Source organism: Microbacterium sp. F2E (assembly GCF_020905435.1).
Classification (GTDB): domain Bacteria; phylum Actinomycetota; class Actinomycetes; order Actinomycetales; family Microbacteriaceae; genus Microbacterium; species Microbacterium lacticum.
The window spans coordinates 151,682-161,154 of the sequence record NZ_JAJJIB010000005.1; the positions used below are offsets into that span (position 1 = coordinate 151,682).

Consider the following 9,473-nt stretch of genomic DNA (forward strand, 5'->3'; position numbering starts at 1 on the left):
CGACACGCCGCCAAGCGGGGCTCGGCCCCGGCGTGTCGCGCCGCAGGCCTTGCAGTTCGGGCGGAGCACCGAGCGAGAGCCGCGCCGAGGCATCCTCGGCTGAGGGCGCTCAGCGCCCGCGGCGGCGGTAGATCGCCATCGCGGCGGCGTACGCTGCCAGGAGCACTCCGACGAGCCACGCCAGCGCGATCCGCAGATCGGCCGCCACCGGCTGACCGGTCAGCAGCGCGCGGATGGAGTCGACGATCGGGGTCACGGGCTGGTTCTCGGCGAACCAGGCGACCGGCGCGGGCATCGAGGTCGTCGGCACGAACGCGGAGCTGATGAACGGCAGGAAGATGAGCGGGTAGCTGAATGCGCTCGCCCCGTCGACCGTCTTGGCAGCGAGCCCGGCGATGACCGCCACCCAGGTGAGCGCGAGGATGAACAGGACGAGGATGCGGTCACCGCCAGCCACGCCGGCGCTCCCGCCGAGCTGCGGAACCCGAGCAGCAGCGCGACGCCCAGGACGAGGACGACCGAGACCAGGTTCGCGACGAGCGAGGTGAGCACGTGCGCCCACAGTCCCGCCGACCGTGCGATCGGCATCGACTGGAACCGCTCGAAGATGCCGCCCTGGAGATCGAGGAACAGACGGTACGACGTGTACGCGATGCCCGATGCGATCGTGATGAGCAGGATGCCGGGGAGCAGGTAGTCGATGTACGACCCCGTGCGCGCGCCCGAGTCGATCGCGCCGCCGAAAGACGAACACGAACAGCAGCATGAGTGCGACGGGGGTGATGGCGGTGGTGATGATCGTGTCGGGGCTGCGCAGGATGTGTCGCAGCGACCGACCGGTGAGCGTCGCCGTGTCGGCGATCACGTGCGTGGTCATGAGGACTCCCGGGTGGTGAGGGCGAGGAAGATCTCCTCGAGCGTCGGCTGCTTCTCGACGTATTCGACGGTCGCCGGAGTCAGCAGCCTCTTCGGTTCTGCGAGGGTGCCCTCCACGAGCACGCGCCCCTCGTGCAGGATCGCGATGCGGTCGGCGAGATGCTCGGCCTCGTGGAGGTACTGGGTGGTCAGCAGCACGGCGGTGCCGTGGTCGGCCAGAGTGCGGATGGTTGCCCAGACCTCGCGCCGCGCTTCGGGATCGAGGCCGGTGGTCGGCTCCGTGTGAGATGCGTGCGCGAAAGCGAGACCTCGCGAGCGAGCGTTCCCACGGTCCACGGCTCAGCCATCCGATCCCTGAGCATCCGTATCGCGTCGCCGATGTGTCCGATCGCCGCGGGATCTGTGAGGCGCCCGTCGATCGGCCTCCACGGTGGCCGGGTGTCGTGCTCGCCATTCTCCGCGGAGAGGAACGTCGGCAAGACCATGCCCACCCAGCGGGCGAGCAGTTCGACCGTGCGCGTCGCGACGACTTCTGGCGGATGGGTCTCGTCGCACAGGATGCTCATCTGTCGCCACAGCGGCTCGATCTGCCGCAGCGCCCGCACCCCGGGCTCGATCAGGAGCGGCCTCCCGGCCCACTCATGCGGATGCACCCCCGCGAGGACGCGTGACCGGTCGGGAAAGAACCACGACATCTGTGAGCGCCAGAACTCATCATCGGCGTAGACCGCCCACATCCGCACAGACGAGGCCGGCCGAACCTGACACCACCGTCCCGAGCCGAGCGCGAACGACGTCCCCGGGCGCAACGCGTAGCCGCCGTCCGCCGTCTCGATCTCGCACGCGCCTTCGAGCACGTTCAAGATCTTCGTCTGCCGGAACACCGCTCGGCGCGAGGGCAGAGTCCTCACAACCTCGACCGCCACAGCACCGGCCCCGCTGCGCTGCCTCGCCGGGTGCGGAAGCGGCTCATGAGCAGTCGAACGATGGGCCCTAACGCCGCTGACCGTTCTACTCTCGTCCGAAGCGGCGGGCGAGGGCTGCGCCGGCGTTGCTTCCAGCGAGGAACGCGCGGGTTCGTTCCACCAGGTCGCGGAGAAGGTCGTCGCCGAAGGCGGCGCGGAGGTTCTCGTCGATCATCGCTTCGGCGGCCTGGATTTTCGGGCGGAGCTTGCGGCCTTCCTTGGTGAGCTGGAGAAGAACCTGGCGTCGATCCATCGGATTGTCGATCCGGTCGACAAGCCCTCGTTTCACGAGAGCGTCGACGAGTCGGCTCGGGCTGCCCGTCTCGCACACCAACAATCCGCCGAGGCCTTTGAGGGTGGTCGGCCCATGCTCGCCCAGCACGATGATGACCTCCGCCTGAGAGGGAGTGACCTCCATCGGAGTGAGTGCGAGCGCGAGCTGGCGGTTGCCCTCGCGCTGGGCAGCCAGGATCGCGTATCGCAACTCGGGCGCGGTCACGGGGGGGTGAGTGTCCTGCATGCAGGCGGGCTCCTTCGGTTCCTGGCGCATGACGCGCCACAGGTTCGATGATCCGTCATCGAACTATGCATCCAGCTCTTTCAAGAGATGCCACCAGCCTAGAGGCTACAGATGCGTGACGCGACATTTTTCGCCGAATCTTCTGATTCGGCTTGACAAGCGCACCCGACCAGGTTCAGTATCACGTCATTGGATGACATGGCATCTAATGTGAATGCTGACAACCGGAAGAGGATACAGATGAGCAAGCAACTGCCTGTGATCGGGACGGCCGCGGCGGAGGGGTTCGCGCCTATCGATGACGTGGTCGCGGTGATCGCCCGTGGCGGCATGGTGGTGCTGGTCGACGACGAGGACCGCGAGAACGAGGGCGACTTGGTCGTCGCGGCCGAGTTCGCGACGGCGGAGGTCATCAACTTCATGATCACGCACGGGCGCGGCCTGGTGTGCGTGTCGATCACTGAGGACCGTGCGCTCACGCTGGGGCTCGGGCCGATGGCGACGAACAACACCGAGTCGAACGGAACCGCGTTCACGGTAAGCGTCGATGGCGGTGAGGAACACGGCGTCACGACCGGGATCTCTGCTCACGAGCGCGCCCGCACGATCGAGCTCGTCCTGAACGGCACCGGCTCCGACCTGCGCACTCCGGGGCATATGTTCCCGCTGGTCGCGCGCAACGGCGGCAGCCTGGAACGAGCCGGCCACACGGAGGCCTCGGTCGATCTCGCCCGGCTCGCCGGCCTGCAGCCGTCGGGCGTGATCGTGGAGATCGTGGGCGAGGACGGACACATGCTCCGACGTGACGGGCTGGCCCAGTTCGCACGGCAGCACGGTCTGCTTATGTCCAGCATCGAGCTGCTGCGCGAGCACCTCAGCGAAGTGCGAGCAGCCGCATGAGATCAGACTGGCTGAGACCTGTCGGCGCGGTGTTCCTGCGCCGACAGGTCGGGCGGAACCTCGGCACCGTCCAAGGTCTCGGCAACCTCCCCCAGGAGGGAGGCTTCGTGCTCGTCCCGAACCACACCAGTTACCTCGACCACTTCGTCTTGGACTTCCTGCTCGAGGCCGTGCAGGATCGCACTACCTGGTTCCTGACCAAACGGGAGAGCTTCGAGAAGCCGTTGCTCCGTGCATGGTCTACCGCGTGGCATGGCATTCCCGTCGATCGTGACCGCCCCTCCGCTGAGACTCTTCGCACCGTGCAGGCCGTGCTGGCTGACGGCGCGGCACTGTGCGTATATCCGGAGGGCACAAGGAACCCGAATCCGGAACATCTCTTGGAGTTCAAGACAGGAGCTTTCCACTTCGCTGCCACAGCGAACGTGCCGGTGGTTCCGGTCGTGATCGTCGGCGCCGACCAGGTGCTCGCACGGGGAGAGCGGAGGTTCCGGCGCGGACGCATCGACGTCCGCTTCGGTTCCCCCATCTATCCCGATGCGTCGCGGCCAAAGCCCGAGCGGGTCAAGCGCACCCTGGAGTGCGCGCGAAGCTGGATGGAGGCATCGCTTACAGAAATGCGCTCCGCCCGAGCGGACGACATCATCGACACCAACGGCCTCACGGCCCGCACCACTGATCTCGTGCACAAAGGTCAACTCGCCGGCCGTCGGAAACGTGCGCTCCTGTTCGTCGTGCGGTCGCTGGGACGCAGCAACCCTGGGAGCATCGGCCCCGTCAAAGCACACGCCCGGATACGAGGACTCGACGCGCTCGCCCTGCGCGGGCCGCTGAAGTGGCCCCTGCTCGCTGCAGCAGCTCGTGACCTCCGGCGCGCTTTGCGCCTCAACCCGAGCGACGCCGACGCGCACTACTACCTCGGAACCGTGTTCGCCACCCACCCCGGGCGGGCAAGCCAAGCACGTGAGCACCTGGAAGCATCGACGCGCCTGACACGGCAAACGGACCCGCGCCCGCTGCTCGCGCTCGCACAGCTCGAGGCGCGTTCGGGTGACCCACGGCGCGTGGAGCAGTTGCTCGACACGGCCGCTGCCGCGTTGGACGAGCACGACGGGCGAACCCCTGCGCGCACGGCGAGGATCGCCTCCCTCCGCCGAGGACTGGAGCAGGTCGCGTGACCCCGGTCCGGCATCTCGACAGCGGAGCGATCGTCGTGTTGGAAGGCAAGCCTCGCCAGAAGTGGCGGCACTCCTGCCCGACCGAGTGGCATCTGGACGGCATCTGGCCCTCCTCACACGAGCGCGCGCAGATTCTCAGGGCGCTGCGCGTGGGCCAGTCCGCGCTGATCATCCAGAACTCCGAAGGCGAGTCCGTCGACCTGCTCGACGAAGAACTGAGCGTTCGCGTACGAGGAATCTCGGACTACATCATCGAACGCGAACGCGGAGTCACGAGCCTCTTCGTGCCGTCCATGAGTTGGCTTCCCGCGAGAATCGCAACCTCCGCGACAGCCTTCATCAGAGAGCAAACGAGAGTGCACGCAGCAGCCGGCGACGGCAAGAGCAGCATCCTCACGCCACCGCTCGGGCTCCGCAAGAACATCCGCGTGCTCCACCTCGAGACCGCCGCGACCACCGAGCTGGCCGCCGACTGCCTGGAAAATCTCGCTGAGGTCGCATTCCCCAAGCTGCTCAAAGGACGTAGGAAGCTCTGATGCCCTCTCTCACCGCACACCGTGACGTCCACGCCGACCCCCACACCATCGCGGGCATCATCCTGAACATCGCCGAGCTCGCCGACTGGAACCCGGCGCTGAACTCCGCCGACACGCAGGATCGGATCGCAAGGATCGGCCATCCCTACCCGGTCTCCACACGTGTGCCCGGACGTGCCAGCCTCACCTACCTGCACGCCGACCCCGAACGAATCACCTGGCGGCTCCAGGTCACCGGCGGCACCGAGACCGGCGAATGGGAACTCCAGCCCAACGGAGAGACGACGCGAGTCGTCCACACGATGACGCACGACGGAGCCTTCTTCGCACTCATGCGGCACGCGATGCACCAGGTCCCGAACTGGCGCCTCGACCGCCTCCAGCAGCGCGCCGAGCAGCATCACTGATCTATCGGCCTCCAGCGCACGTTCGTACGTCACTCAGCCCTCTCAGATCCCCCCACACTGTTGGCACCCAGGGTGCTGTCGGGCGCGCTGCGCGCACCTTGCCGCTGAGGGGGCCCTCCCCGAGACCGGCTCGGGAAGGGCGCGCCGTGGTGATGACGATCCGCGTGATGTCGTCCGGTCGCGGCTACGAGTATCTGCTCAAATCGGTGGTCGCGGGCGACGGCGACCGCGACATGAGCACCGCCCTGACCCGCTACTACACCGAGACGGGCAGCCCGCAGGGCACCTGGCTCGGCGCCGGTCTCGCGGCTCTGGACACCGGCCAGGGCCCGGTGCTCGCGGATGGCGATCAGGTCACCGAGGAGCATCTCGCGCGGCTGCTCGGCGACGGCACCCATCCGGTGACGGGTGCATCGTTGGGGTTGCGGTATCCGCGGCTGCAACCCCCGCGCGAGCGCATCGCAACCCGGATTGCGAAGCTCGACGCGACGCTTACCGGGACGCAACGGGACGAGGCGATCGAACGCATCCGGGCGGAGGAGTTGGCGAAGAAGCCGCGCACCGCGGTTGCGGGGTTCGATCTGACGTCTCGCCGCCGAAGTCGCTCAGTGCGATCTGGGGCGTCGCCGACGCGGGCACGCAATCCTTGATCGCCGAGGCGCACCATGCGGCGATGCGCGACACGCTCGCTCTGCTCGAGCAGCGGGTCGCGGCCACCCGGGTCGGGCATGGTGGGATCGCACGCATGCCGGTGGTCGGCGTGATCGCGACGGCGTTCGATCACTACGACTCCCGCCCCGCCGACCCGCAGCTGCACACGCATCTGGTCGTGTCGAACAAGGTACAGGGCGAGGATGGGCGCTGGCGGTCGTTGGACTCGCGGACCCTGCACCGCGCCACCGTGGCGCTGTCCGCGTCGTACAACGCGTTCCTCACCGATCACACCGCCCGGCTGCTCGATGTGGCGTGGGTGGCCGTGGATCGCGGAAAGGATCGCAACACCGGCTGGGAGATCGATGGTGTCCCGAACGGGTTGCTGGCAGAGTTCTCGCGCCGCACTACCGGCGGCGATGCCAGCGCCGGGATCGCTGCGGCCACCCAGCGGCTGATCGACGGCTACGTCGCCGAGCACGGCCGCACCCCTTCGCGGACGGCGGTGGCGAAGCTGCGGCAGCAAGCCACGCTGGAGACGCGGCCGGAGAAGGAACTGCATTCGCTCGCCGAGCTGACCGCGCAGTGGCGTGAGAGGGCAACGGCCGTACTCGGCGAGGACGCCACGACCTGGGCCGGGCATCTCCTGGCCCAGGGAGCGGGGCAGGTGCGTCTGCGCGCAGACGACCTGGATGCCCGACAGGTGGAGGACATCGCGACGGTGGTGCTGATGGAGGTCGCGAACCGGCGGGCGACCTGGGGGCGCTGGAACCTCCACGCGGAGGCGATGCGGCAGCTCATGGGGTTGTGTTTCGTCACCACCGGCGACCGGATCGCGGCGCTCGACCAGATCGTGCAGCACGCCGAGGCACAGTCGCTGCGACTCACGCCCGGTTACGACCGCCCTGTGCCCGACACGTATCTGCTCGCCGACGGGACGAACCGTTTCCAGTCGGCCGATCAGGTCGCGTACTCGAGTCAGGACATCCTCGACGCCGAGACCCGGCTGCTCCAACGCTCCGAGACCGAGGACGCCCCCCCGGCTCACGGCGCGCCTGGTCGCCCGGCACACGACCCGCAAGATCGGTGGCGTGGCCCTCGCGCCGGATCAGACGGCGGCGATCGCAGCGACCGCACGATCCGGGCTCACCCTCGATCTGCTCGTCGGCCCGGCCGGGGCCGGGAAGACGACCGCGCTGCGCGCGCTGCACCGGGCGTGGACGGCCGCGCACGGCCGGGACTCCGTGATCGGGCTGGCCCGTCCGCTGCCGCCGCCGAGGTGCTCGGCGACAGCCTCGGAGTACGGGCCGAGAACACGGCGAAGTTCCTCTGGGAGCACAGCAAAGGCCGGTGGAATCTCCAGCCAGGGCAGCTCGTCCTGATCGATGAGGCCTCTCTTGCGGGCACGCTGGCGCTGGATCGCATCGCCGCACACGCGGCGAAGGTCGGGGCGAAGGTCGTGCTGATCGGCGACTGGGCGCAGCTGTCGGCGGTCGAGACGGGCGGGGCGTTCGGGATGCTCGTGCGCCATCGCCACGGCGTGCCCGAGCTGACCGATGTGCGCCGCTTCACGAACGAGTGGGAGAAGGCCGCAAGCCTTGCGCTGCGCTGCGGCGACACCGGAGCGCTGGACGCATATGACGAGCAGGGCCGGCTGCACGACGGCGGGCTCGACCGGATGCTCGATGCCCTCTACGGCGCGTGGCAGGAGGATCGCGCGGCGGGGCTGTCCACGCTGATGATCGCCGGGAACGGCGAAGCCGTCGCGGAACTGAACCAGCGCGCTCGCGCCGACCTCATCGACGCCGGCCACGTCGAAGCCGAGGGGGTGCTGCTTCACGACGGGACGACGGCCGGCGCCGGGGATCTCGTCGTCACCCGCCGCAACGACCGCACCCTGTCGACCGGGCGGTCGTGGGTGAAGAACGGCGACCGGTGGCAGATCACCCGTCGCTACGACGACGGCTCGCTGGCCGTCCGCCGCGTCGGGAGAGGCGTTGCACCCCACGGGAAAGCGCTGGTGCTGCCCGCGAGGTACGTCGCCGACGAGGTGGAGCTCGGATATGCGGCGACCGCACACCGTGCGCAGGGCGCCACCGTCGACACCGCGCACGCGCTCGTCGACCCCGAGAAGGCATCCCGGGAACTGCTCTAGTGTCCTGCGCCTGAAATTCGATTCAGAAGTCGTCCAAGGGATTCGAGGATCTGTTCGGCCGATTTGGTCCAGGTGAATGGTGTCGGGTTCTTGTTCCAGGCGGTGACCCAGGCGCGGATGTCTGCTTCGAGCGCCTGGACGGAACGGTGGTCGCTGCGGCGCAGGAGGTCGTCGGTGACGAATCCGAAGAACCGCTCGACCTGGTTGATCCAGGACGAGTAGGTCGGAGTGAAGTGCATGTGGAAGCGGGGGTGCTTCTCGAGCCAGGCGTTGATGGCCGGGCTCTTGTGGGTCTGATAGTTGTCGCAGATCAGGTGGACAGTCAGCCCTTCAGGGACCTGGGCATCGATCTTCGCCAGGAATTTCTTGAACTCGATCGCCCGGTGTTTGCGGTGCAGGCTGGAGATGACCGATCCGTCGGCAGTGTTCAAGGCGGCGAACAATGTTGTGGTGCCGTGCCTGACGTAGTCGTGGGTGCGCTTCTCGGGCATCCCGGGCATCATCGGGAACGCCGGTTGGGACCGGGCCAGCGCCTGAACCTGGGACTTCTCGTCGACCGAGAGCACCACGGCCGATTCCGGCGGGTTGAGGTAGAGCCCGACCACGTCGTAGACCTTCTCCACGAACTGGGGATCGGTGGAGAGCTTGAAACCATCGGCGCGATGGGGCTTGAGCTCGAACGACTTCCAGATCCGACCGATCGTGGACTTCGACAGTCCCGTCCGCTGCGCCATTTTCGCCCTGGACCAGTGGGTTGCGTTCGCCGGTGTGGATTCCAGAGTCGTGACCACGACATCCTCGACCTGTTCGGCGGTGACGGTGGCGGGCCGACCCGGTCGTGGCTCGTCGACCAGCCCGTCCAGCCGGTACTCCAGGAATCGACGCCGCCACCGCGTCACCGTGTGCGGCTCAACCCCGCACCGGGCGGCCACCGCCACGTTCGTCAATCCCTCGGAACTGGCCAGCACGATCCGCGACCGCGTGGCCAGAGCCTGGGAAGATTTCGCCCGACGAGCCCACCGCGCGAGCGTCTCCCGCTCATCATCGGTCAGTTCCAACGAGGCCTTCGGCCGCCCAACATTCGCCATACCCAATTCTACAATTAGGAACAAGATTTCAGGCGCAGGACAGTGTCCTCCGCCGTTAATTCGTTGCAATAGTCGTCCGAGGGATTCGAGTATCTGGTCTGTGGTCTTGGTCCAGATGAAGGGCTTCGGGTTCTCGTTCCATGCCTTGACCCACTCTCGGAGGTCCCTCTCGAGCGCTTGCACGGATCGGTGGTCGG

7 protein-coding genes and 4 pseudogenes are annotated in these 9,473 nt (G+C 67.6%); 6 read left to right on the forward strand and 5 right to left on the reverse strand.

Annotation, left to right across the window (positions count from 1 at the left end; translation table 11 throughout):
* Positions 1-109 precede the first annotated feature (109 nt).
* From LOK55_RS06155 to LOK55_RS06170, 4 genes and pseudogenes are all read right to left on the reverse strand, one after another.
* Positions 110-877: pseudogene (locus LOK55_RS06155) on the reverse strand (ABC transporter permease).
* A pseudogene (locus tag LOK55_RS06160) lies at positions 874-1,155 on the reverse strand (ABC transporter ATP-binding protein); the annotation flags it as partial. The pseudogenes LOK55_RS06155 and LOK55_RS06160, both read right to left, overlap by 4 nt.
* Positions 1,065-1,739 (reverse strand): hypothetical protein, encoded by a 675-nt coding sequence (locus LOK55_RS06165; protein WP_229934688.1) that lies wholly within the window; start codon positions 1,737-1,739, stop codon positions 1,065-1,067. The gene LOK55_RS06165 and the pseudogene LOK55_RS06160, both read right to left, overlap by 91 nt.
* Before the next feature lie 148 nt (positions 1,740-1,887).
* Positions 1,888-2,340 carry a MarR family winged helix-turn-helix transcriptional regulator gene (locus tag LOK55_RS06170; protein WP_229934675.1) on the reverse strand — a complete coding sequence of 151 codons (453 nt, stop codon included), beginning with the start codon at positions 2,338-2,340 and terminating at the stop codon, positions 1,888-1,890.
* A 261-nt stretch (positions 2,341-2,601) separates the two neighbouring features.
* Between LOK55_RS06170 and ribB the strand changes: the two genes are divergently transcribed.
* The 6 genes and pseudogenes from ribB (at position 2,602) to LOK55_RS06200 (ending at position 8,188) form a co-directional block, all read left to right on the forward strand.
* Positions 2,602-3,261 (forward strand): 3,4-dihydroxy-2-butanone-4-phosphate synthase, encoded by a 660-nt coding sequence (ribB, locus tag LOK55_RS06175; protein WP_229934676.1) that lies wholly within the window; start codon positions 2,602-2,604, stop codon positions 3,259-3,261.
* Positions 3,258-4,439 (forward strand): lysophospholipid acyltransferase family protein, encoded by a 1,182-nt coding sequence (locus LOK55_RS06180; RefSeq protein WP_268252334.1) that lies wholly within the window; start codon positions 3,258-3,260, stop codon positions 4,437-4,439. The genes ribB and LOK55_RS06180 overlap by 4 nt, the downstream gene beginning before the upstream one ends.
* Positions 4,436-4,975, forward strand: a complete 540-nt coding sequence (locus LOK55_RS06185) for a hypothetical protein (protein WP_229934678.1) — start codon at positions 4,436-4,438, stop codon at positions 4,973-4,975. Before LOK55_RS06180 ends, LOK55_RS06185 begins: the two co-directional genes overlap by 4 nt.
* Positions 4,975-5,382 (forward strand): SRPBCC family protein, encoded by a 408-nt coding sequence (locus LOK55_RS06190; protein ID WP_229934679.1) that lies wholly within the window; start codon positions 4,975-4,977, stop codon positions 5,380-5,382. The genes LOK55_RS06185 and LOK55_RS06190 overlap by 1 nt, the downstream gene beginning before the upstream one ends.
* Before the next feature lie 233 nt (positions 5,383-5,615).
* A pseudogene (mobF, locus tag LOK55_RS06195) lies at positions 5,616-6,580 on the forward strand (MobF family relaxase); the annotation flags it as partial.
* Between the two features lie 544 nt (positions 6,581-7,124).
* Positions 7,125-8,188: pseudogene (locus tag LOK55_RS06200) on the forward strand (ATP-dependent RecD-like DNA helicase).
* On the opposite strand, the gene LOK55_RS06205 reads toward LOK55_RS06200, so the two are convergent.
* Positions 8,185-9,276: an IS630 family transposase gene (locus tag LOK55_RS06205; RefSeq protein ID WP_229934680.1), complete on the reverse strand. Its 1,092-nt coding sequence runs from the start codon at positions 9,274-9,276 to the stop codon at positions 8,185-8,187. The pseudogene LOK55_RS06200 and the gene LOK55_RS06205 sit on opposite strands and share 4 nt — an antisense overlap.
* Positions 9,277-9,473: the final 197 nt, after the last annotated feature.